The organism is Aeromonas media, assembly GCF_020423125.1.
Taxonomy (GTDB): domain Bacteria; phylum Pseudomonadota; class Gammaproteobacteria; order Enterobacterales; family Aeromonadaceae; genus Aeromonas; species Aeromonas media.
The window spans coordinates 1,679,340-1,701,383 of sequence record NZ_CP075564.1 but is presented as its reverse complement, the minus strand read 5'-3'; the positions used below and the strand labels follow the sequence as shown (position 1 = coordinate 1,701,383).

The window sequence follows — 22,044 nt, the reverse complement described above, 5'->3', positions numbered from 1 at the left end:
TCTATCCCGAACAAGCACGATCAGGACAATTTCTATGGCCCCACTCTCTTCGACTCACGCACCTCAAGTCAGAATCCCGGCCACCTATATTCGCGGCGGCACCAGCAAGGGCGTCTTCTTCCGTTTATCTGATCTGCCCGAGCGCTGCCAGGTACCCGGCCTGGCCCGCGATGCGCTCTTCCTGCGGGTGATCGGCAGCCCCGACCCCTATTCGGCCCACATGGACGGCATGGGGGGCGCCACCTCCTCCACCAGCAAGTGCGTGATCCTCGCCAAGAGCAGCCAACCGGATCACGACGTGGACTATTTATACGGCCAGATAGCCATCGACAAGGCGCTCATAGACTGGAGCGGCAACTGCGGCAACCTCTCCACCGCCGCCGGCGCCTTCGCCATTCACGCCGGGCTGGTGGATCCGGTCCGCATCCCCGACAACGGCACCTGCGTGGTGCGGATCTGGCAGGCCAACATTGGCAAGACCATCGTTGCCCATGTGCCGGTGACGAACCGTCAGGTTCAGGAGACCGGCGCGTTCGAGCTGGACGGGGTCACCTTCCCCGCCGCCGAAATTGTGCTGGAGTTTCTTGACCCCTCCGACGATGGTGAGGAGGGCGGCGCCCTCTTCCCCACCGGCAATCTGATCGATGAACTGGAGGTGCCGGGCATAGGCACATTAAAAGCCACCCTGATCAGCGCAGGTATCCCGACTGTGTTCGTCAACGCCGAAGATATTGGCTATGAAGGCACGGAGCTGCGCGAGGCCATCAACACCGATCCCGAGGCACTGGCCCGCTTCGAGCAGATCCGCATCGCCGGGGCCCTGCGCATGGGGCTAATCAAGACTGCAGAAGAGGCAGCGACCCGCCAGCACACGCCGAAAATTGCCTTCGTCGCGCCGGCGAAGGATTACCGCACAGCCAGCGGCAAGGAGGTGAAGGACGGTGAGATCGATCTGCTGGTGCGGGCGCTCTCCATGGGCAAGCTGCATCACGCCATGATGGGCACCTGCGCCGTGGCCATCGGCACCGCGGCGGCCATTCCCGGCACCCTCGTCAACCTGGCGGCCGGTGGCGGCGAGCGCGAGGCGGTGCGCTTCGGCCATCCCTCCGGCACCTTGCGGGTGGGTGCAGAGGCGCGGCAGATAGAGGGACAGTGGACGGTCACCAAGGCGGTGATGTCGCGCTCCGCCCGCATCCTGATGGAAGGTTGGGTGCGGGTGCCAGGGGATGCCTTCTAGCCCCTTCGCCACCGACATGAAAGAGGCCCAAGCGATTGCCTGGGCCTCTTTGTGATGATGTTCACCTCAAGGACTTATCTCACCCTGGCCGCTGGCGGGGCTGCTCCACCACTCATCCGCCTGTGGTTGCGGACGCGCCACGCACTCCACACGGCGCGGGATACTCTTCTTCGCATCGCCACCGATCAACCTCTTCACCTGGTCAGCCGGGCATTTGCCGTCGTCCACATAGGCAACCTTCCCATAAGGGAGGATGCCCGGTGCAGGATCCTGGCTCAGATAGGTGATGGGGGTCGGGGCAAGGACACTGCAACCCGACACCAGACCCACCAGCAACAGCGCCCCTGACAACACCACTCTCTTCCATATGACAACCATCTGCCACTCCCTGTCATGATCTGTTACATGCATCGGCACGCCTGCACCCATGCGCCCCTGACACCGGCAGTGTGCCAGCCATCCCCCCGGGCCGACAGCCATCCAGGGCGGCGCTGTGACGATTCCAGACACAGCAAGGACCGGCACAATCACAGGGCCCAGGCCTGGCTGACGGAGCACCTTCGCACCCTTGTTCATGCGCAATACATCTTTGCTCTGGAATAGTAGGAGCCGACACAGTTGGGGGGCGCTTGAAATCAGCGCTCGTCATCCATACATTCAGTGCATACAATGCGTTAACGAAGCGGAATCTGCCGCCTCACCCCGGAAATCAAGAGGACATCAAGATGGATACCCGTTCTATCTACACTGGCACCCAGGGTGCCGTGCGCGACACCAACAAGGTGCTGCGCAATACCTATATGCTGCTCTCCCTCACTCTTGGCTTCTCTGCCGTGGTTGCCGGGGTCGCCACCGTCATGAACATGCCGCCCCTGCACTGGGCCATCTTCCTCGTCGGTGTCTACGGACTGATGTTCCTGACCGAGAAGAACCGTGACAACGGCATGGGGCTGGTGTTCACCTTCGCCCTGACCGGCCTGATGGGCTACAGCCTGGGCCCCATCATCAACATGTACATGAACAATGGCGGCGGCGAGATAGTGATGACGGCCCTTGGCGGCACGGCGCTCACCTTCTTCGGTCTGTCGGCCTACGCCCTGACCACCAAGCGTGACCTCTCCTTCATCGGCGGCATGCTGTTCGTCGGTTTTTGGGTGCTGCTGGTGGCCATGGTCGCCAACATCTTCCTGCAGATGAGCGCCCTGAGCCTGGCCCTGTCCGCCATGTTCATGCTGTTCTCCTCCGGCGCCATCCTGCTGACCACCAAGCAGATAGTGCGCGGCGGCGAGACCAACTACATCTCCGCCACCGTGACCCTGTATGTCTCCATCTACAACATCTTCCTGAGTCTGCTGAGCCTGCTTGGCGGCAACCGCAACTAAGCGCTGTTTCTGATGAACAAAACCCCGCTACGGCGGGGTTTTTATTGTCCGCCTCCCCTGCTAGGGTGAAGGCGTCAGTACAAAACCGGTATGAAGAACCCGGCCCTGATTTGGATCAGGGCTCTTTCGTAGCCAACCGGCTATTCTCTCGCTTTCGATTCGCTCAAGGGTTGCATCTATCCCATGCCCATGGTTTCTGCCGATCTGCGGCACCGTTCACTGATTGCTCACGCTGCCGATGCCCCTGCACACAAGGACAGTGTTTCCCATGCCCATTGATCTTGCGGGCCTGCTGCGCCGCCTGCTGTCTGACAGCCATATCTACTTCGCCCTCAAGGTGCTGCTGGCCATCCTGGGGCTGCTCGCTTTCGCCCTGGCCACAGGCGACATCCAGCTCACCGTGCTGCTCTCACTCGGGGTAGTGGCGGGTGCCATTGCCGAGACCGATGACAGCCTCTGGGGCCGGGTCAAGAACCTCGCCATGACGCTGGTCTGCTTCCTGTTCGCCTCCCTGTGCGTGCAGTACCTCTTCCCCACCCCCTGGCTGTTTGCCCTTGGGCTCGCGGGATCCACCTTTATCTTCGTGATGGTGGGGGCGCTCGGGCAACGTTACGCCACCATCAGCTTCGGCTCCCTGCTCATCGCCATCTACACCATGCTGGGGGCCGCCAAGGCGCCGGATCTCTTCTACCAGCCGCTGGCGCTCGGTGCTGGCGCCCTCTGGTACGGCCTGGTGTCGCTGGTCTGGCTCTGGTTGTTGCCCTACAAGACGCTGCACGAGCAGCTCGCCCAGAGCTATTTCGCCCTCGGCCGCTACCTGCTGGAAAAGTCCCGCTTCTTCCCGGCGGACGAGCACGGCGCCCAGGCCATTCGCCACAACCTGGCCCAGCTCAACATCAACCTGGTCAATGCCTTGAATCTGACCAAGACGGCGCTCAATGCCCGCCTCAGTACCCGCCATCAGGCGGCGCCCGAGCTCACCGGCCTGCTGCGGCTCTACCTGCTGGCGCTGGAGATCCAGGAGCGGGCCACCTCCAGCCACTACCCCTACAGCAAGCTGGAAGCGGAGCTCAAGCAGGGCATCGTCCTCGACGGCTTCCAGGAGGTATTCCTGCAGCTTTCGGAGGCGTGCCAGCGACTCGGTTACGCCATCTTGGTGCACAAGCCCTATGCCCATCACAAGCGCATTCACTGGACCCTGGAGGCCCTCGGCGATCAGCTGGAGTTCACCCATCTCAAGCAGCACTATCCCAAGACACTGCTGACGCCGATGAAGTTCCTGCGCCGCAACCTGGCCAGCATCAACGAGCTGCTGGCCAGCGCCGAGGAGCTGCAAAACCCCGCTGCCCCTCCTGCCAGCCTGCCGCCGCTCGCAAGGCCAGCCTCCTTGCCGCTGCTGACCCTGCTCAAGCAGCACCTGACCCCAGACTCCATGGTGTTTCGCCACGCCCTGCGACTGTCGCTGGGGCTGGTGGTGGGTTATGGCATACTGCAGGCCTTCAACCTGGACAAGGGCTACTGGATACTGCTGACGGTGCTGTTCGTCTGCCAGCCGAGCTACAGCGCCACCCGGCGCCGGCTGGTGCAGCGGATGCTCGGCACCTTCGCCGGCATCTTGATAGGCGTGCCCGTGCTCTGGCTCTTCCCCGAGCTGCACCTGCAACTGGGGATCATGGGGCTGGCCGCCTTCCTGTTCTTCACCCAGGTGCGCAGCAACTACAGCGCCGCCGTCTGCTTCATCACCCTCTACGTGCTGATGGCGTTCAACCTGCTGGACGGCATCGGCTTCGCCATCCTGGGGCCGCGCCTGCTCGATACCCTGCTCGGCTGCCTGCTCTCCTACGCCCTGGTGGCCTGGCTCTGGCCGGACTGGCAATACAAGCGGCTGCCGACCCTGATTGCCAACTCCCTCTCCGCCAACGCGCGCTATCTGTCGGCGGTACTCGCCAGCCTGCACCGCCAGCGGGACGAGTCCCTCGACTACCGGGTGGCCCGCAAGTGTGCCCACCTGGCCGACAGCGAGCTGGCAATGGCCTGGCAGAGCATGCTGGTGGAGCCGAGCAAGCGCCGCCGCTTCCTCGATCTCTGCTTCACCCTCACCTGGCGCAACCACGCCCTGCTCTCCTACATCTCGGCCCTCGGGGCCCATCGGGACAGGCTGGAGCCCATCGAGGGCCTTGACGACATCAGCCGCCACATCAGCCATACCCTGGAGCGGGCCGCCGGCCATCTGGCGGGTGAGATGCCGGCACGGCTCGAGGGGGCATGCCCGGCCATCACCCCGGACAGCAGCGAGGAGCAGCTGATGCTGACGCAGCAGCTCACCCTCATCAGCCAACTGGCGGACGAGTTGCTGATGCTGGCCAACGACGGCCAGTTGCTCACCCGGCAAGGCAACGTCTGACGGGCGAAGAAAGGCACCAGTCCAGAGAACGCACACCGGGCGGGGCGACACCCTGCCCGGTGAATTATGCCCCCTGGCGCGTCTGCGCCGGTTGCTCGCCGAAGATCAAGGCGCTACCATGCCCGCCCAATCCCGACAGCCCGAGGAGCCTCCATGTCCGAGCACCCGTCCGAACACCATCAGCTGCATTTCAACGGCCAACTCATCGAGACCGATGCCAAGGGCTATCTGCGCCACAGCGAAGAGTGGAGCGAGGCGCTGGCGCTGGTATTGGCCGAGCAGGAGGGCATAGTGCTGGAGGAGCCGCACTGGGAAGTGGTGCGCTTCGTGCGGGCGTTTTATCTGGAGTTCAACACCTCCCCCGCCATCCGCGCCCTGGTCAAGGCGATGGAGAAGCAATACGGCCCGGAGAAGGGCAACAGCCGCTACCTCTACAAGCTGTTCCCCGAGGGGCCCGCCAAGCAGGCCACCAAGATCGCAGGCCTGCCCAAGCCGGTGAAGTGCATCTAAAAACCAGATCGGCTTCTCCCTGAGAGACCATCAACAGGTTCAAAAAAATACCGCGCCCATCTGTCAAATGAGGCGCGGTATTTTTGTGTTCGGCGTTCGTCAACCCCCCATCAGGGGTTGTAGGCCACCACGGAGCCGCTCAGCCCTGTCATCTGGCTTATCCTGCTCTGCATGCCCTGCAGCTTGGCCTTGGAGACATCCGGCCCGATAAAGACCCGGTTGATCTGCCCCTGCACCGGCGTTCTCGGCGAGGTCTGGGCCGAGTAGCCGGCCGCCCGCAGCTTGCCCACCAGGGCATTGACGCTGTCAGCATTCTTGAAGGCGCCGAGCTGCAGGATCCAGCTGCCCTGAGCAGGGGCTGCCGCTGCGGGTGCCGGCGTGGCCGCCTGGGTCGTCATCTTGCTCGCGATGAGATCGTCCATGGACTTGATCTGGCCCACCTGCGGCTTGTTCTCCACCGGCTTCTTCACCTCGACAGGCTTGGGCGGCACTGGCTTGGGCTTGGGTTGCTCCACCGGTTTCTTGGCCACTACCTCGGGCTTGGGCACGGGTTTGGGCTCAGGCTTGGCCGCAGTCTGGGTCGCTGGCTGTGCCTGGGCGGCAGCAGAGGCCTGATTGGCAGCCAGAGTCACCGTATCCCCGATCTCTTCCACCTGCCATTGGGTGGCGGCAGAGGCCTGCTGCTGGCTCGCCAAGTGATCGGCCGGCAGGGTACTGGCGGCAGAGACCTGCAAGGCAGGCTTGGCGGGCTCGAGCTCAGGGCGCAGCGGGATCTTGGCAAACGCCTCCTCCTTCTGCTCCAGCTTGTTGCCGTCCATCAGATCCGGCAGAAAGATGACAACCAGGGCGACCAGGATGACGGTCCCCACCAATCTATTTTGAAACTTCGAAGCCAAGTTAATTTCCACCCATGTTACTTAAACTCAACTGCAATCTTGCGGACATCCACGATGCGAAGAGCAGGTCGGGCCGCTCAGGCGCTCGCCGCCAGCACGTCGGCGACAGTGTAAAACGAACCAAAGACGATAACCATATCATCAGGACTCGATGCGGCCAGGGCGGCACCATAAGCCGCACTCACGCCGTCAAAGGTCGCCGCCGATCCCTGTCCGTCCCCGAGGGCAGCGGCAAGCTGCTCTGCGGTGGCGGCGCGCGGGCCGGTGAGGCTGGCCAGGAACCACTGGTCGATGAGGCCATCGAGTTCGGCCAGCGACCCTGCCATGTCCTTGTCCTTGAGCATGCCGACCACGGCGCGGCGCTTGCCCTTGCAGGGGATCTGACGCAGCTGGCTCGCCAGATAGGCCGCCGAATGGGGATTGTGGGCCACATCGACGATGACGAGCGGCGCGGTTTGCAGTCGCTGCATCCGCCCCGCCAGCCGGGCATTGGCCAGCCCGTCACGGATGGCGGACTCCGGCAGCGGCAAGCCGAGGGATTCCAGCGCAGCCAGCACGGTGACCGCGTTCATCAGTGGCAGGGCCGGTTTGGGCAGCCCCAGCCAGTGGTTCAGGCCGTGGTAATCCCAGCCGGTATCCTGCTCATCGCCGTAGAAGTCGCGGCCGACTTGGCGCAGGCAGGCGCCGAGGCGCGCCGCTTCGCTGGCGATGGTGGTCGGCGGATTGGGCTCGCCGCTGATGGCGGGTTTGCCCGCCCGATACACCCCGGCCTTCTCCACCGCTACCGCTTCGCGGGTATCCCCGAGCCAGTCGCAGTGATCCAGCGCAATGGAGGTGATCATGGCCACATCAGATTCCACCACATTGGTGGCATCCAGCCGACCGCCCAGCCCCACTTCCAGCAGCAGCATGTCGGGGGCAGCGCGACAGAAGAGCCACAGGCCCGCCAGAGTGGCGAACTCGAAGAAGGTCAGCGCTATCTCGCCGCGGGCCGCTTCCACCTCGGCAAAGGCGGCGCAGTGCTCGTTGTCAGAAAGCTCGGCCCCGTCGATGCGCACCCGTTCGGTAAAGCGCAGCAGGTGCGGCGAAGAGTAGACCCCCACCTTGTAACCTGCGGCCATCAGTATGCTGGCGGCCATGGCGCAGGAGGAGCCCTTGCCGTTGGTGCCCGCCACCGTGATCACCTTGAACGGCAACTGGGTGAGACCCATGCGCCGGGCGACGGCGCCGACCCGATCCAGCCCCATGTCGATGTTGACCGGGTGGATCTGTTCCAAATAAGAAAGCCAGTCGACCAGCGACCGGCTTTGAGATTGTTGCATGTGCGAACTCATGTTCAGTCTTCGATGACCTGAGTGTTCATCAGTTTGGCCAGCAGGCCGGCCAGACGGTTGCGCATTTCGCGGCGGTCGATGATGAGATCGATGGCGCCCTTCTCCAGCAGGAACTCGGAGCGCTGGAAGCCTTCCGGCAGCTTTTCGCGCACTGTCTGCTCGATGACGCGGGGACCGGCGAAGCCGATCAGCGCCTTGGGCTCGCCCACGTTGATGTCACCCAGCATCGCCAGACTGGCGGAGACGCCACCCATGGTGGGGTCAGTCAGCACGGAGATGAAGGGCAGACCCGCCTTGGTGAGCCTGTCGAGCGCCGCACTGGTCTTGGCCATCTGCATCAGGGAGAACAGCGCCTCCTGCATCCGCGCCCCACCTGAGGTGGAGAAGCAGACCAGGCCGCGACCTTCCTTGATGCTCTCCTCGACGGCGCGCACGAAGCGGGCACCAACCACGGAGGACATGGAGCCACCGATGAAGGAGAACTCGAATGAACAGGCGACGACCGGTACCCCCTTGAGGGTCCCCTTCATCACCACCAGCGCATCTTTTTCTCCCGTCTCTTTCTGAGCGGCAGACAAACGATCCTTGTAGCGCTTGGAATCCTTGAATTTCAAGATGTCCTGCGGCTCCAGCTCGGCACCGATCTCGGTGCGGCCCTGCTCGTCGAGGAAGCTCTCGAGGCGGGCGCGGGCGCTGATCCGCATATGATGATCACACTTGGGGCACACTTCGAGATTGCGCTCCAGTTCTGCCCGGTAGAGCACCTGTTCGCAAGCGGTACACTTGGTCCACACCCCTTCCGGAATGTTGTGACGACGCGGTGTAGTGATCTTGCTCTTGGGAAGGATCTTCTCAAGCCAGCTCATGGAATTCCTTAATGCTTTTGTGCCTGACAAAACGCATCGGGCCTTGATTGTTCAATGACTTACGGCTCGATGGCAATAAATGACGGATCATTAAACCACAAATTTTCGGGCCCAGTTACTAAAAACTGGTCGTACCCGGTGCCGAGTCCGGCAGCCACAGCGGGCCGAGCGGCAACTGCGGCAAGGCAAACTCTGCCGGGTAGTCCACGTCCACCAGATAAAGCCCCCCCGCCTTGGCGGTCGGCCCCGCCAGGTTGCGGTCCCTGGCCGCCAGCACCTCGGCTATCCACTCCACGGGTTTGAGTCCCTGCCCCACCAGCAGCAGGGAGCCGGTGATGTTGCGCACCATGTGGTGCAGGAAGGCGTTGGCCTTGATATCGAGCACTATGTAGGGGCCGGAGCGGCTGACGCACAGGTGGGTCACGTTGCGCCAGGGCGTGTTGGACTGGCAGGCGATGGCGCGGAAGGTGCTGAAGTCATGCTCACCCAGCAGGCTCTGGCCCGCCTGGTGCATCAGGTCGGCATCTATGGTCTCGTGATAGTGGCTGACGCCGCTGCCGAGGATGGCCGGGCGGAAGTTGTGGTTGTAGATGACATAACGGTAGCGACGGGCGGTGGCGCTGAAGCGGGCGTGGAAGCTCTCGTCCACCTCCTTGACCCAGCGCACGGCGATGTCCGGCGGCAGGTTGGAGTTGAGCCCCAGGGTCCAGGCGCCCTCGGCGCGGTTCGCCTCGGTATCGAAATGGATCACCTGGCCGGTGGCGTGCACCCCGGCATCGGTACGACCGGCGCACTGGATGGAAACAGGGTGATTGGCGATGCGGCTGAGGGCTTTTTCCAGTTCGGCCTGCACGCTGATCACTTCGCGCTGACGCTGCCAGCCGAAATACCGGCTGCCGTCGTATTCAATACCTAGGGCAATTCGCATGGATGAATCTTGTCTTGTGGGGAAAGGATGAAAGAAACGGGCCGGATTATACGCCCTTGGGCCCAAAAGTCCCAGACCGGGCAGGCATCCCGTGCCGGCGGCCAACATGAAAGAGGGCAGCCCGCGGGCTGCCCTCTGTGTTGATCACTGGCAAAGGGGATCACCCCAGGCGCCTGAGCAGCTTCTCGGCTTCGCTGCGCTGATGCTCGCTGCCCTGGGCCGCCGCCTCTTGCAGCAGCTCGCGGGCGCTCTCCTTGTCGTCGATCTCGAGGTAGGCGCGGGCCAGATCCAGCTTTGCCCCCACGCCGCCGTCATCGGCATCCACATCGAACCCGGTGGATTCCGGCAACACCTCGGGGAAGCCATCCAGCCCCACGTCCAGGGAGAAGCCCTGGTAGGGCTCCTGCTCCGAGCTGCTGGCGTTGGCCTCGGCCAGCAGCTTGTCTATCTCCACGTAGTCGTTCGCCTGCGCCTGCTCACGAGGCTTCAGATCGCCCTGATGGGGCTCCACCTCGGTGAAGGCATCCTCGAAGTCCGCCAGGGCCAGCTCGTTGGGATCCCAGGCCGGCGCCGCCGGCTTGGTGGGCTCCAGCCCGAGTTCAGCCAGCATGTCATCGATATCATCCTTGCCATAGGCGTCGTCGCCTCGGGCAGCGGTGTCGGTGGCAGGCTCCTGGAAGCCGGTCTCGAGATCGCTGAGATCAAAGTTGGCGAGTTCCGTATCCCGCTGGCTTCGGCTCTGCTCCTGCGCCTGGCTCAGATCGGCCTCGAGATCAGCGTCCAGCTCGGCAAACAGGGCCGCTTGCAGCTCCTCCTCGCTCATGATCTCGTCGCTGGCCCGGGCTCTGGCATCGGACTCGCCGGAGAGATCGAGCTCAGGGGCCGAAGGCAGATCAAAGTCTCCGTCGAGAGCCAGATCGAGCTCGGGCACCAGATCCGGATCCCGGTTGGCCGTCGTCACCGCAGGCTCCACATCGAAGGCGGACAGGGCCACCTCGTCATCGCTGAAGATGACGTCAGTGGAGGCATTTGCCCCCTCCTGGCTGCCATTGCCAGCCGGCCCATTGAGATCCGCCATGGGGTGCATGGGTTCGTCATCGGCGATGCCGACCGTCATCAACTGGTCAAACTCGCTGCTCTCCTCCCCCATCACCATGGAAGTGGACTCGGACAGGCTCTTTTCCTGCTCTTCCAATTCGCGGCGGGCGCGGGCACGCAGCCAGAGCGTCACCAGCGCCAACACCAGCAGCACGGGCAGCAGGATGATCATGGCGAGGTTCAGCGGCGAGGCGAGCAGTTCCATTACCCAGTTCTGCTTGGGCTCGGGGGCCACCACGGGCGGTACCGGCTTGGCCTTGAGTTCCGCCACCTCTTTTTGCAGTGCAGTCTGATCCTGCAACTGGGCCTTGAGGGTCTCCACCTCTTCGGTCAGGGCTTGCAGGCGCAGCTTGAGCCTGTGGTTCATCTCGGTGACCTGACCAAGCTGGGCGTTGGCATCTTCCAGCGCCAGCGCCATCTCGGTGGAGGGTTTGCCCACCACGGTCGCGGCACTGACCGGCAAGGGGGCCGGGGCAGCGGTCGGCGCGGCGGCACTCGCCACCGGGACTGCAGCCTTGGCGATCGCCGTCACCTCGGTCGCCGCCTGGGGCGTGCTCACCTTGGGGGTGGCCGTCGGAAGGGGGGCCGCCTTGGCCACGGCCTTGACCGGCGCGCTGGCAGCCGGCTTGGTCGCCAACGGATGGGTCTGCTTCTCGGCCAGGTATTTGGGGCTCAGTCCCTTCCAGCTGGCGTTGTCGCTATTGAAGCGGCGGCGGGCCTCGGCGTCCGTGATGCGGCCCGCCTCGGCGGCGCTCGGCAGCAGAATGCGGGATCCCACCAGGATGTGGTTGATGTTGCCGTCGGCAAAACTGCGGGGATTCTTGTCATAGATCGCCACCATGGTCTGGTAGACGGTCACCCGGCTGGAGGGGCGATGCTTGCTCGCCAGGCTCCAGAGGGTATCGGTGGAACGAACAGGGCCATAGCTGCCCGCCGCCGCGCTGGGCGCCTGACGCACTATGGGCTGAGCCCTGGCAACAGGCTGGGCCGGCGCCACGGGCTGGGCCTGAGGTTGAACGACAGGAGGCGCGGCACCGTCCGGGCCCTTGAGCTCGACAAAGAAAGGCTCTCGCCCCGCCTCATCGGCCTGAGCCGTGCCCAGAAGACCCAATGCAAGTAGCGTTGCCAGCGTTATGCGGGAATGTCCCATATTCGTTCCTTCGTATGATGGCCCTATCACATTGAAAAATCTGGATAGTTACCCCAAAACAATCGGCTCAATATAAATCAGCCGCCGGTCTCAAGCCAGCGATCCGACATATTTCGCGTCCACATGCCGCCAGAGAGCGGCCCCAGACGCGAACCCGAGTGTAGAAAAAAACCTAGTCCACTGATATCACGCGACATTCTTAAAACCGGAGAGTGCGCCCCCGGTCACATCCCGGAACCCTGGCTCACTTCCTCGGGCGGGGTTCCCTCCCCGCCGCAGGCCGCAAAACGGCCTCAGAGGTAGTCGCGCACCAGCAGCTCGGCGATCTGCACGCTGTTGGTCGCAGCGCCCTTACGAACGTTATCGGCCACGATCCACATATTGATACCGCTCGGATGAGAAATATCCTGGCGCACCCGGCCAACCAGCACCTCGTCCTTGCCGGTGGCGTCGCGCACCGGGGTCGGGTAGTCGGCATCGTCGTCAAACAGGGTGACGCCGGGGGCATTGCGCAGCAGCTCCTTGACCTGCTCGGCGTCCAGCGGCTGGTGCAGCTCGACGTGGACCGCCTCGGCGTGACCGTAGAACACCGGTACCCGCACGCAAGTGGGGTTCACGGCGATGCTGGCATCCCCCAGGATCTTCTGGGTCTCCCACACCATCTTCATCTCTTCACGGGTGTAACCGTTGTCGGTGAAGCTGTCGATCTGCGGGATCAGGTTAAAGGCGATCTGCTGCGGATAGATAGTCGGCTCCACCGGACGGCCGTTGAGCAGATGGGCGGTCTGGCCGGCCAGCTCGCTCACCCCTTCCTTGCCAGAGCCGGAGACGGACTGGTAGGTCGCCACGTTGATGCGGGCTATGCCCACCTCGTCCTGCAGGGGCTTGAGGGCAACCAGCATCTGGATGGTGGAGCAGTTGGGATTGGCGATGATGTTGCGATTGCGAAAATCCGCCAGGGCATCCGGGTTCACTTCCGGGATCACCAGGGGAATGTCTTCGTCGTAACGGAAGCAGGAGGTGTTGTCGATGACGATGCAGCCCTGTTCGGCGGCGATGGGCGCCCACTTGGCAGAGACCTCGGCGCCGGCGGAGAAGAGCGCGATCTGCACCTGGCTCCAGTCAAACTCCTCGACATCCTTGATCTCGATGTTCTTGCCGCCAAAGCGCACCGTATCGCCGGCGCTGCGGCTGGAGGCCAGGGGATAGAGGGTGGCGACCGGGAAGCCGCGCTCCTCCAGGATCTCGATCATGGCCTGACCCACGGCGCCGCTCGCACCCAGTACAGCTACGTTGAATTGTTGACTCACTGATGTTCTCTCCTGTGATATTGCCCGCCGATGAGGCCGAGCGGGTCGGCATCAGGGGTGGCAGGCGTGATCTGTCTGATGGTCGGCCGGCAGGGTGCCGGGCCGAGACGGAGGACCCCGATCCGGTGATCGGAGCCCCCGCATGAATTCCGGTTTATTTTTGCGAGATGGCAAAACCCAGTTGGGCCAGCCTGTCGCAGGCGAAGGGGCCATTCAGGTGCAAGGAGGAGAGCTCACGCCGCTCCGGGTAGTCCTTGCGCTGCCCATCGAAGCTGCCGGGCAACCCGATCCGGTTGCGAAAGCGGGCATCGTCCCGGCGCACGTCATAAATCAGATGCACCAGCTGCTTGATCAACCCCTGATCGGCGGGCTGACCCGGCGTCAGCTCGCGCACCTCGGGGGCGGGCAACAGGGATTGCAGATCCTGGCGTGGCACGCGCCCCAGCTGCTGGCAGAGCGCCTGATAGAGCATCCAGGTGCCGCGGGCCTTGCCCTCCAGGCTGTAGCCAGCGATGTGCGGGGTTGCGAGTTCGGTATGGGGCACCAGGGCGGCGAGCGGCTCGGGCTCCCCTTCCCACACATCCATCACCAGCTTGAGCGGCGCCTGGCTCTGCTGGCGGGCGAGCAGGGCCTGGTTGTCCCACACCTCGCCTCGGGAGGCATTGATGAGGATCTGCCCGGCCGGACGGGCGGCTATCTCCCGCTGCCCCAGCAGGTGGAAGGTGGCATCCGGCCCCTCCCGGGTCAGGGGCACATGGAAGCTGACGATGTCGGCCGAGAGCGCCGCCCGGTAGTCGACGAAGCCAGTGGCGCCCTCCTGCCGTGCCCGCGGCGGATCGCAGCGCAGCACCCGCATGCCGAGCGCCTCTGCCTTGCCCGCCACGCACTCCCCTGTGTTGCCGGCGCCGATGACGGCGAGGCTCATCCGATCGAGGCTGAGCTCATGACGCTCCGCCAGCACCAGCAGGGCCGAGAGCACATAGTCGCCCACCGAATACTTGTTGCAGCCGGGGGCGCTGAAGAAGGGGATGCCCCGCTCGGCCAGGAGAGCGGTGTCGATGTGATCCGTGCCTATGGTGGCGGTGCCGACGAAAGCCAGCCGCGGACAGCTGGCGAGCAGCCCGGCATCGACCCGGGTCACCGAGCGCAGCAGCAGCACGTCGGCATCCTGCAGATCCGCCGCCCCTATCTGCCGCCCGGGCAGGGGCACGACTTCGCCAAATTCGGCAAACAGCTCGCAGGCATGGGGCATATTTTCATCAACGACGATCTTCATCCGCTCTCTTTTCATCCACAACCGGCCATAGGCGCGCCATTCTAGCCCAAACGCATCGAATTTTCAGAGGCTTGTTCTCGGGTTGTCATGGACAAAGAGTGCGCCGCTCTCTTGGAGCCACAGGAAGCCAGAGTATCGAAGCGGGCTCCCGGGCATCCATGGATGAGGCGCGGCACTCATATGTAACAACATGTTGCCCTCGCCTCCCCTGCCTTGACCAGGGGGGCCATGCTGGCACAATGACGCCTCTTTATCATCCGCCCCTGTCATGCGCACCTGTGATGAGCCCTCCCATGCCGACTCATGCCTCTTCGTTGCCACGCCGCCTGGTACTTGGTTTCAACGCCATACTGCTGCTGCCGCTGCTGCTGCTCGTCTGCCTGCCCTGGCAGCCCTTCATGACGAGTGCCCTGCAATCGGACTGGCTCTGGTGGCCCTACGCCCTCACCCGCATGGTGGACCTGCCCGGCCTCGCCATCACCATCGCCGCCCTGCTGCTGCTGACCCGACACAAGCTGACGCTCGGCCACACCGCCCTGCTGGCCCTCGCGGGTGCCCTCTTTACTACGCTGGCGAGCGACTGGATCATCAAGAGCCTGATCAAGCAGCTGACCGAGGAGCCAAGGCCCTATCTGCTCTGGCTGGAGAGCCAGGAGCTTATCCCCGCCATCCGCCAGTTCTATGCCGGCAGCCAGGATCTTCGCAGCGAACAGATCCATGCCGCGACCCAGTTGCTGGCGCTGCCCGCCTGGCTCGGCCACCACTGGCAGACGGAGGTGAACTACGCCTTCCCCTCCGGCCACAGCATAGCCGCCATGAGCCTGGCCCAGTTCTTCGGGCTGATCTGGCTGGCCCGGGCCCCCGCCGGGGTCTGGCTGCTGCCGCTCTGGGCCATCGGCATCGGCCTGTCGCGCACCCTGATCGGCATGCACTGGCCCCTGGACGTGCTGGCGAGCGCCCTGCTTGGCAGCCTCACCGCCCTCGTTGCCGCCCGCTGGTGGTTGCGCCATTACTGACCTCCCAAATAAAAAACGGGCACCCTGGTGCCCGTTTTTCGTTTCAGGTGCTGCTCTCAGCCCTGGCTCTGCCAGCCCTGGGGGTACTTGTAGCCGACGAAACGCTTTGCGGCATAGGCCTTGAACTCGGGGGAGTTGTAGGCCGCCGCCACATCCTTGGCGAACGGCTTGTCCACATCGGCCCCTTTGACCACCACCCAGTTGATAAAGTCATAGCTGCGCTCGAGGAAGAGACCCGTGCTGAAGGGGATCCCGCTCGAGGCGGCGAAGTTGCCGTTGATGACGGAGAAGTCCACGTCTTCACGGGAGCGGGGCAGTTGCGCCGCCTCCAGCAACACCAGCTTGATGTCGTGGGGGTTCTTCACCACATCGAATTCGCTCGCCTTGAGGGGGTTGATCCCCTCTTTGAGGGTCAGCCAGCCCAGGTCCTGCAGCATCAGCAGGGCCCGCGCCTGGTTGGTGGGGTCGTTGGGAATGGCGACGGTGCTGCCCTCTTTCAGGGCCTTGAGATCCCCCAGCTTGCCGGCGTAGAGCCCCATTGGGCCGGTCGGTACCTGGGTAATGGGTGCCAGAGAGAGGCCCCTGTCTTTGGAGAAGCTCTCCAGATAGGGCTTGTGCTGGAAGCAGTTGACGTCCAGCGACCCGTCCGCCAGGGCGATGTTGGGGGTCACGTAGTCGGTGAACTCCACCAGTTTGACCTTGTAACCCTTGGCCTCGAGCTGCGGCTTGATGGAGTCGGTCACCATGTCGGCGAAGTCCCCGACCGTGGTGCCTATCACTATCTCTTTCTTCGCCTCATCGATGGCAAAGGCGGACAGCGGCAGGCTGCTGGCGAGCAGCGCGAGGGCGGAGAGGGTGAAGAAGGAACGACGCTGCATAGAAACTCCCTGTCGAGGTGATCATCAAAATGGTGGGGCTGCGGGTGTCATCATGAAGGCCGACACCACAACCATCTAGCCATCCAAACGGCTAATTAAAGACACCATAACAGAGCTTTTCCCCTTCGCCAAGCAACAAAACCGGGCAAGCTTGGCCAGATGGCGGTGAAGTCCCTCCGGCCCCGAGCTGAAAATCTTTGATAACGCACGCAGTTATCGCGTTTGCCCCCTCCCCGCTTGAGGCACAACTGGCCTATTGTGGTGGTGTGATGTTGGAGTTGCAGCATGAGGCGGGATAATTCTAGATTTTTATAAAAATGAAATGACAGGAGGTCATTTGAAAGATAAGGAAAAAATCGCGGTATTTATTGATGCCGATAATGCTCCAGCGAGCAAGATTGAGAATGTATTGTCTGAACTAGCTCGCTATGGCGTCGTCAATATTCGCAAAGCATATGGCAATTGGAAAAACCCGACGCTCAAAGGGTGGGAGGAAATACTGCATGAATTTGCCATTCAGCCAGTACAGCAATTTGATCTGACCAAGGGAAAAAATGCCACAGATATGGCCTTGGTTATTGATGTGATGGACGTGCTCTATACCAAGGATGTCGACGTCATATGCCTCGTTTCTTCAGATTGCGATTTTACCCCTCTTGTCACTCGCTGTCTGGCTGATGGTAAATTTGTGATTGGATTTGGTGAGCGCAAGGCATCAATGCCATTCGTCAATAGTTGCTCTCGTTTCCTCTATTTGGATGCAGAGCTACAAAATATAAAAGAAGAACTGCCAGTAGCAAAGCAAACAAAAAATTTGAAAAGTGACGCTCGCCTTATAAATTTATTGCGTCAAGCCGTGGATGCAGTAGAAGAAGGTGGAGGATGGGCAATGCTGGGGGCGATAGGAAACCATATATCAAATCACGCCTCATTTGATCAACGAAACTATGGTTTCAAAAAACTCAGTGACCTTTTTCTAGCTATTGACCTATTCGAAATGAAGAAGACTGACAATTCAGTATTATGGGTCAGAGACAAGAAACGGGCGACTCAGCTAAGCAAGCCAAAATAGGAGCAACCATGCTGACCACTTCCACCACCGGCCTGTTGGTCGTCGATATCCAGAGCAAACTGGCCCGTCTGGTCGAGGGGAGCGAGTCGCTCATCGCCAACACGGCCCGACTGGTGCAGGGAGCCAAGGCACTGGGGTTGCCGGTTGTCTGGCTGGAGCAGAACCCGGACAAGCTCGGGGCCACAGTGCCCGAGTTGCAGCCGCAGCAGGCGAGCACCCTTGTGCTGGCCAAATGCAGCTTCGGCGCCCTGGGGGAGCCGACGGTCGCCGCCGCCCTGGCCGGAACCGGGGTCAGTCACTGGCTGGTATGCGGCATCGAGGCCCATATCTGTGTCTACCAGAGCGTGCAGGGGCTCTTGGCCAGCGGCGCCCGGGTCTCTTTGGTGGTGGATGCGGTGTCATCCCGCACCGCCGCCAACCGGGATCTCGCCATCAGCCAGCTGGCGGCCCGAGGCGCAGCCCTCACCTCGGTGGAGATGTGCCTCTACGAGCTGATGGGAGATTGCCGCCATCCGGCATTTCGCCAGATACTGGCACTCGTCAAATAGGCCTAGGCAGACCCCTTCCCCAGCTTCTCCTGCAGATAGCGATAGCCCCCGGCGCCGTCCGGTATGAAACTCAGCCTGTGGGTCAGGCCGGGGGGCGCATCCTCGGGGTGGTGGGAGACGAACAGCAACTGGGTGCCTTGGCCTATGAGGCGCACCACCATCTCCCGCACCAGGTGGCAGTTCAAAGGATCCAGCCCCTGCAGGGGCTCATCCAAAATGAGCAGCGGCGGATGCTTGACTAGGGCTCGGGCAATCAGCACCAGACGCTGCTGACCAAAGGAGAGGGTGTGGAAGGGCAGCGCCCCCTGATCCTTTAGCCCCAGCAGGGCCAGCCACTGGTTGGCGAGCGCCAGCTGGCGATCCCCCGGGCGGGTATAGAGGCCGATGGAGTCATAAAAGCCGGAGAGGATCACCGTCTGCACCGAACAATGGACGCGATAGTCCAGGTGCAGGGCCGGGCTGACCAGGCCGATGTGGCGCTTGATCTCCCAGATGCTCTCGCCACTGCCCCGGCGCACCCCGAACAGGCGCAGATCATTGCTGTACCCCTGCGGATGATCCCCTGTGATGAGGGCGAGCAGGGTCGACTTGCCGGCGCCGTTGGGCCCCACCAGTTGCCAGTGCTCCCCCTCGGCAATAGTCCAGTCGAGCCCGTCGATGATGACCTGGTCCCCGTAGGCGACGCGCAGGGCGCGCATCTGAACCCTGGGGCCGGCGGGCAGGAGCGTGGGCGCCTGGAGCGGCGGGGGCAGCTGCGGGCTCTGCCCCTCGGCCCGTGCCAGCTGGGCCACCTCCTGACTGCCGAGCACGGCGTCACGTTCCCCCGCCAGCAACAGGCGGCGCTCCCCGAGCAGGCCGAGGTGAGTGGCGAAGGGGGGGATCTCGTCGAAGCGGTTGACGATCACCACCAGACGTTGCCCCTGCGCCACCAATTGTGCCAGCAGCGACATCAGATCCCTGCGCGAGCCCTGATCCAGGCCATCGAAGGGCTCGTCCAGCACCAGCAGCTCGGGTCGTCCCAGCAGGGCGCGGGCCAGCAGCAGCTTGCGCCCCTCCCCGCTCGAGAGATGGCGATAGGGGCGATCCCACAGGGACTCGATGCCGAAGCGCGCCAGCAACGATCGGGCTTGCGCCTCCTCTCCCCCCTCCTCCAGCATCAGGGTCGACACCCGATAGCCCGCCTCCTCCTCTTCCCCCAGCATGTCGGTGTTGCGCCGCTGCCAGTCCAGCTCCCCGAGTCGCTGTTGCGACTCAAACGAGAGGCGCTCGGCCCTCACCCGGCCAGTCACCCCCCCTGCACGGACAGCCAGCTCGCCGCACAGGGCAGAAGCCAGTGCCGTCTTGCCACTGCCGTTGCTGCCGACGAAGGCCCAGCAGTCCTGCGGGGTGAGACAAAGTTCTGGAATAACCAGAGTGTGATGGCCATGAAGGGCCAGGGCGGCGGATTGCCACTGCAATGAGGTCATGGGGTCGTCCTGTGATTCGTGCGGAGCACCTTGCTCCCTCTCCCTTGTACCAGAAAATGGCGCTATCAAAAAAACGGCGCCCTTGCGGCGCCGTGTCATTGAAAAGCGGGGGACGGGCTTAGCCAGCCTTGTGTTGTTCGGCCAGATAGAGCCAGGTGTCGACCACGGTATCCGGGTTGAGGGACACAGAGTCGATCCCCTGCTCGACCAGCCAGGCGGCGAAGTCCGGGTGATCGGACGGCCCCTGGCCGCAGATACCCACGTACTTGCCCGCCTTGCGGGCGGCGGTGATGGCCATGGCCAGCAGTGCCTTGACCGCCTCGTTGCGCTCATCGAACAGGTGGGCGATGAGGCCCGAATCCCGATCCAGCCCCAGGGTCAACTGGGTCATGTCGTTGGAACCGATGGAGAAGCCGTCGAAGTGCTCGAGGAACTTGTCCGCCAGCAGGGCATTGGAGGGCAGTTCGCACATCATGATGACTTTCAGGCCCCGCTCGCCGCGGCGCAGGCCGTTCTCGGCCAGGATCTCCACCACCTGCTCAGCCTCACCGACGGTGCGTACGAAGGGGATCATCACCTCGACGTTGGTCAGGCCCATGACGTCGCGCACCCGTTTCATCGCCTCGCATTCGAGGGCGAAGCAGGGACGGAAGCTGTCGGCGATGTAGCGGGACGCGCCACGGAAGCCGATCATGGGGTTCTCTTCGTGGGGCTCGTAGCCGCGGCCCCCCACCAGGTTGGCGTATTCGTTGGACTTGAAGTCCGACATCCGCACGATGACCCGCTCCGGCCAGAAGGCGGCGGCCAGGGTGGCAATGCCTTCACTCAGCTTGGCCACATAGTATTCACGGGGGCTGTCATAACCCGCGATCATCCTGGTGATGGTGGCCTTGAGCTCGGGGGTCTGCTGGTCGAATTCCAGCAGGGCCTTGGGGTGCACCCCTATCATGCGGTTGATGATGAACTCGAGCCGCGCCAGCCCCACACCGGCATTGGGCAACTGGGCAAAATCAAATGCCCTGTCCGGATTGCCGACGTTCATCATGATCTTGATGGGCAAGGGCGGCATATTGCCCACTTCGGTCACCGCTACGTCGAAGTCGAGCTCGCCGTCGTAGATGAAGCCGGTGTCCCCTTCCGCGCAAGAAACCGTGATGAGCTGACCTGCCTCGATGCGGTCGGTGGCATCGCCACAGCCGACCACGGCCGGGATGCCCAGCTCACGGGCGATGATGGCGGCGTGGCAGGTACGCCCACCCCGATTGGTGACGATGGCGGAGGCCCGTTTCATGATGGGCTCCCAGTCCGGGTCGGTCATGTCGGTGACCAAGACATCGCCGGGCTGTACCTCGTCCATCTGGCTGATGGAGCTGATGACCCGCGCCGGGCCCGACCCAATCTTGTGGCCGATGGCGCGCCCCTCGATCAACACCTTGCCAGATTGCTTCAGGGCAAAGCGTTCGAGCGTGTTCGCCTCCTGGCGGCTGCGTACGGTCTCCGGGCGCGCCTGGACGATGTAGAGCTGACCGTCCTGACCATCCTTGGCCCACTCGATATCCATCGGGCGGCCGTAGTGCTGTTCGATGATGAGGGCTTGCTTGGCCAGCGCCATCACCTCCTCATCGGTGATGCAGAAGCGGTTGCGCTCGGCCTCCACGGTATCGACGATCTTTACCTGACGGCCGTGACCGGCGTCCTCGGAATAAGTCATCTTGATGAGCTTGGAGCCCAGCGTCTTGCGCACCACTGCGGGGCGACCAGCCTTGAGGGTCGGCTTGTGCACATAGAACTCGTCCGGGTTGACGGCCCCCTGCACCACCATCTCCCCCAGGCCCTGGGCACCGGTGATGAAGACCACGTCGTTGAAGCCGGACTCGGTATCCAGAGTGAACATGACGCCGGAAGCGGCAAGATCGGAGCGCACCATGCGCTGCACCCCGGCGGAGAGCGCCACGCCCTTGTGATCGTACCCCTGATGCACCCGGTAGGAGATGGCGCGATCGTTGAACAGGGAGGCAAACACATGCTTGATGGCGGTCATGACGGCATCGATGCCGCGCACGTTGAGGAAGGTCTCCTGCTGACCGGCGAAGGAGGCATCCGGCATGTCCTCGGCGGTGGCGGAGGAGCGTACCGCAAAGGAGGCTTCAAGCCCGGCACTCAGCTTGTCGTAGGCAGCACGCACGGCCTGCTCCAGCGCGGGCTGGAAGGGAGCATCCACCACCCAGTCACGGATCTGCTGGCCGGCCTTGTTGAGGGCGGCGATGTCGTCCACGTCCAGGCTGTCGAGCAGGTCGTGGATCTTGCCGTTGAGGCCGCTTAACTCCAGAAACTCGTTAAACGCAAAGGCGGTGGTCGCAAAGCCGCCCGGTACGGACACGCCGGCACCGGAGAGGTTGCTGATCATCTCGCCAAGGGATGCATTCTTGCCGCCGACGCGCTCTACGTCCTGCATACCGAGCTGTTCGTACCAAAGTACGTACTGTTGCATTTGCATGTCTCCAGGTTGGTGGGCCAGGGTGTCAACGCACCTGCTGTGCCAAGTCGTGTGTTTTTGTTAGTGTCTGTTGCCAACGACCATGAAAACGTTTTCTACTTATTGTCAAAAAAATCCCCGAGCAAGAGTTGGGGATGGCCGTTTGACACAGGCATTCTACAATACCGACACAAAAA

The 22,044-nt window shown here is 62.9% G+C and carries 18 protein-coding genes; 7 read left to right on the top strand and 11 right to left on the bottom strand.

What is annotated here, in order from left to right; genetic code table 11:
• Positions 1-34: 34 nt before the first annotated feature.
• Positions 35-1,237 carry a 2-methylaconitate cis-trans isomerase PrpF gene (gene prpF / locus KI797_RS07885; protein ID WP_226172445.1) on the top strand — a complete coding sequence of 401 codons (1,203 nt, stop codon included), beginning with the start codon at positions 35-37 and terminating at the stop codon, positions 1,235-1,237.
• A 66-nt stretch (positions 1,238-1,303) separates the two neighbouring features.
• Here the strand turns inward: prpF and KI797_RS07880 are convergent, their stop codons facing one another.
• On the bottom strand, positions 1,304-1,615 hold the full coding sequence (locus tag KI797_RS07880; RefSeq protein WP_218409982.1) for a DUF6719 family protein: 312 nt from the start codon (positions 1,613-1,615) through the stop codon (positions 1,304-1,306).
• Between the two features lie 347 nt (positions 1,616-1,962).
• Between KI797_RS07880 and KI797_RS07875 the strand changes: the two genes are divergently transcribed.
• From KI797_RS07875 to KI797_RS07865, 3 genes are all read left to right on the top strand, one after another.
• The gene (locus tag KI797_RS07875; protein WP_226172443.1) at positions 1,963-2,619 is read left to right on the top strand and encodes a Bax inhibitor-1/YccA family protein; all 657 of its coding nucleotides are present in this window, start codon (positions 1,963-1,965) and stop codon (positions 2,617-2,619) included.
• A gap of 268 nt (positions 2,620-2,887) precedes the next feature.
• On the top strand, positions 2,888-5,023 hold the full coding sequence (gene yccS, locus KI797_RS07870; RefSeq protein WP_226172440.1) for a YccS family putative transporter: 2,136 nt from the start codon (positions 2,888-2,890) through the stop codon (positions 5,021-5,023).
• A gap of 153 nt (positions 5,024-5,176) precedes the next feature.
• Positions 5,177-5,533: a TusE/DsrC/DsvC family sulfur relay protein gene (locus KI797_RS07865; RefSeq protein WP_043132186.1), complete on the top strand. Its 357-nt coding sequence runs from the start codon at positions 5,177-5,179 to the stop codon at positions 5,531-5,533.
• 110 nt (positions 5,534-5,643) lie between these two features.
• On the opposite strand, the gene dedD is transcribed toward KI797_RS07865, so the two are convergent.
• The 7 genes from dedD to KI797_RS07830 form a co-directional block, all read right to left on the bottom strand.
• Positions 5,644-6,429 (bottom strand): cell division protein DedD, encoded by a 786-nt coding sequence (dedD, locus tag KI797_RS07860; RefSeq protein ID WP_226172437.1) that lies wholly within the window; start codon positions 6,427-6,429, stop codon positions 5,644-5,646.
• Positions 6,430-6,506: 77 nt separating this feature from the next.
• A complete protein-coding gene (gene folC, locus KI797_RS07855) occupies positions 6,507-7,763 on the bottom strand; it encodes a bifunctional tetrahydrofolate synthase/dihydrofolate synthase (protein ID WP_226172434.1) in 1,257 nt (418 codons plus the stop codon).
• A 2-nt stretch (positions 7,764-7,765) separates the two neighbouring features.
• Positions 7,766-8,629: an acetyl-CoA carboxylase, carboxyltransferase subunit beta gene (accD, locus tag KI797_RS07850; protein ID WP_005329453.1), complete on the bottom strand. Its 864-nt coding sequence runs from the start codon at positions 8,627-8,629 to the stop codon at positions 7,766-7,768.
• A gap of 118 nt (positions 8,630-8,747) precedes the next feature.
• The gene (gene truA / locus KI797_RS07845; protein ID WP_042648411.1) at positions 8,748-9,557 is read right to left on the bottom strand and encodes a tRNA pseudouridine(38-40) synthase TruA; all 810 of its coding nucleotides are present in this window, start codon (positions 9,555-9,557) and stop codon (positions 8,748-8,750) included.
• A 160-nt stretch (positions 9,558-9,717) separates the two neighbouring features.
• Positions 9,718-11,805: a FimV/HubP family polar landmark protein gene (locus KI797_RS07840; RefSeq protein WP_226172432.1), complete on the bottom strand. Its 2,088-nt coding sequence runs from the start codon at positions 11,803-11,805 to the stop codon at positions 9,718-9,720.
• 293 nt (positions 11,806-12,098) lie between these two features.
• Positions 12,099-13,115 carry an aspartate-semialdehyde dehydrogenase gene (locus KI797_RS07835; protein ID WP_226172429.1) on the bottom strand — a complete coding sequence of 339 codons (1,017 nt, stop codon included), beginning with the start codon at positions 13,113-13,115 and terminating at the stop codon, positions 12,099-12,101.
• 154 nt (positions 13,116-13,269) lie between these two features.
• The gene (locus KI797_RS07830; protein WP_226172426.1) at positions 13,270-14,391 is read right to left on the bottom strand and encodes a 4-phosphoerythronate dehydrogenase; all 1,122 of its coding nucleotides are present in this window, start codon (positions 14,389-14,391) and stop codon (positions 13,270-13,272) included.
• A gap of 293 nt (positions 14,392-14,684) precedes the next feature.
• On the opposite strand from KI797_RS07830, the gene KI797_RS07825 reads away from it, so the two are divergent.
• Positions 14,685-15,407, top strand: coding sequence for a phosphatase PAP2 family protein (locus KI797_RS07825; RefSeq protein WP_226172424.1), 723 nt, complete (start codon positions 14,685-14,687; stop codon positions 15,405-15,407).
• Between the two features lie 56 nt (positions 15,408-15,463).
• Here the strand turns inward: KI797_RS07825 and KI797_RS07820 are convergent, their stop codons facing one another.
• On the bottom strand, positions 15,464-16,285 hold the full coding sequence (locus tag KI797_RS07820; RefSeq protein WP_226172422.1) for a MetQ/NlpA family ABC transporter substrate-binding protein: 822 nt from the start codon (positions 16,283-16,285) through the stop codon (positions 15,464-15,466).
• A 337-nt stretch (positions 16,286-16,622) separates the two neighbouring features.
• Here KI797_RS07820 and KI797_RS07815 point away from each other — a divergent pair, with 337 nt between their 5' ends.
• Together KI797_RS07815 and KI797_RS07810 are read left to right on the top strand one after the other, a co-directional pair.
• Complete coding sequence (locus tag KI797_RS07815) at positions 16,623-17,357, top strand: NYN domain-containing protein (RefSeq protein WP_168235323.1); 735 nt, start codon at positions 16,623-16,625, stop codon at positions 17,355-17,357.
• An 8-nt stretch (positions 17,358-17,365) separates the two neighbouring features.
• Positions 17,366-17,905, top strand: a complete 540-nt coding sequence (locus tag KI797_RS07810) for an isochorismatase family protein (protein ID WP_226172418.1) — start codon at positions 17,366-17,368, stop codon at positions 17,903-17,905.
• A 2-nt stretch (positions 17,906-17,907) separates the two neighbouring features.
• Here KI797_RS07810 and modF read toward each other — a convergent pair whose 3' ends face one another.
• The gene (gene modF, locus KI797_RS07805; RefSeq protein ID WP_226172415.1) at positions 17,908-19,371 is read right to left on the bottom strand and encodes a molybdate ABC transporter ATP-binding protein ModF; all 1,464 of its coding nucleotides are present in this window, start codon (positions 19,369-19,371) and stop codon (positions 17,908-17,910) included.
• A 118-nt stretch (positions 19,372-19,489) separates the two neighbouring features.
• Entirely contained in the window at positions 19,490-21,862 is a 2,373-nt protein-coding gene (ppsA, locus tag KI797_RS07800) for a phosphoenolpyruvate synthase (protein ID WP_226172414.1), read from the bottom strand.
• Positions 21,863-22,044: the final 182 nt, after the last annotated feature.